Origin of the sequence: Aeromonas cavernicola (assembly GCF_002795305.1) — a bacterium.
GTDB classification, from domain to species: domain Bacteria; phylum Pseudomonadota; class Gammaproteobacteria; order Enterobacterales; family Aeromonadaceae; genus Aeromonas; species Aeromonas cavernicola.
Genome location: NZ_PGGC01000181.1, coordinates 1 through 977 on the forward strand (window position 1 = coordinate 1; position 977 = coordinate 977).

The 977-nt window shown below is 49.5% G+C and carries 3 protein-coding genes; 2 read left to right on the forward strand and 1 reads right to left on the reverse strand.

Annotated features, from left to right (window positions below; translation table 11 throughout):
* Together CUC53_RS16635 and gmhB are read left to right on the forward strand one after the other, a co-directional pair.
* The coding region (locus tag CUC53_RS16635; protein WP_476692215.1) for an EF-Tu C-terminal domain-related protein at nt 1-171 on the forward strand (171 nt) is incomplete at its 5' end.
* Nucleotides 172-284: 113 nt separating this feature from the next.
* A complete protein-coding gene (gene gmhB / locus CUC53_RS16640) occupies nt 285-827 on the forward strand; it encodes a D-glycero-beta-D-manno-heptose 1,7-bisphosphate 7-phosphatase (protein ID WP_167386783.1) in 543 nt (180 codons plus the stop codon).
* Here gmhB and CUC53_RS19340 read toward each other — a convergent pair.
* Nucleotides 775-977: hypothetical protein (locus CUC53_RS19340; RefSeq protein WP_236757953.1), on the reverse strand; the 203-nt coding region annotated here is incomplete at its 5' end. The two genes, gmhB and CUC53_RS19340, sit on opposite strands and share 53 nt — an antisense overlap.

Below are 977 nucleotides of genomic sequence, written 5' to 3' on the forward strand. Positions count from 1 at the left end.
ACTGGAACCATCGAACTGCCGGAAGGCGTAGAGATGGTCATGCCGGGCGACAACATCAAAATGGTTGTTACCCTGATTGCACCGATCGCAATGGACGACGGCCTGCGTTTCGCTATCCGTGAAGGTGGCCGTACCGTAGGTGCTGGTGTTGTAGCTAGCGTAATCGCCTAATCGATTCGTTATATACAAACATGAAAAGGGGTGGCTTCGGCCACCCCTTTTATTTTTGGGGCTATTTATAGCCTGTGAGATACTGGGCGAAACCATTGATAGAGGTAGTTTCCGTGAGCAAAGCCGCCATTTTTCTGGATCGTGACGGTGTCATCAATGAAGACACTGGTTATGTCAGTCAGATCGATGATTTCCATTTTCTGCCCGGGGTGATCGAAGCTCTGCAGCTATTAAAGAAGAAAGGATATTTGCTGGTTGTCGTTACCAATCAGTCTGGTATCGCCCGAGGCTACTTCAGTGAAGATGATTTCATGAATTTGACAGAATGGATGGATTGGTCACTGGCCGATAGGGATGTGGATCTCGATGGCATCTACTTCTGCCCCCATCATCCAGATCACGGCGCCCCATGTGATTGCCGCAAGCCGGAACCAGGCATGCTGCTATTGGCGCAACAGGAGCTGGGGATCGACATGAGCCGTTCCTATATGGTGGGTGACAAGCCTTCTGATCTGAAAGCGGCAGCCAATGCCAAGGTCGGACATAAAGTGTTGGTCAAAACGGGTAAACCAGTGACTGATGCTGGTATTGCATTGGCTGATGTTATTTATGAAAATCTGCATGATTTTGCTGTTGGAGTATCGGTTGTAGGCTGATTTTGTCTGCATATTGACCATGTTGGTTGCTTTGTGGGCGCTCAGGGTTATAAACAGCATTATTTTGGATTTTCCCCTTGTCATCTTGGCGCGCCTCCCTATAATGCGCCCCTACCAGCACGGCACCTAAGCGCCACGCTGATGAGCTCG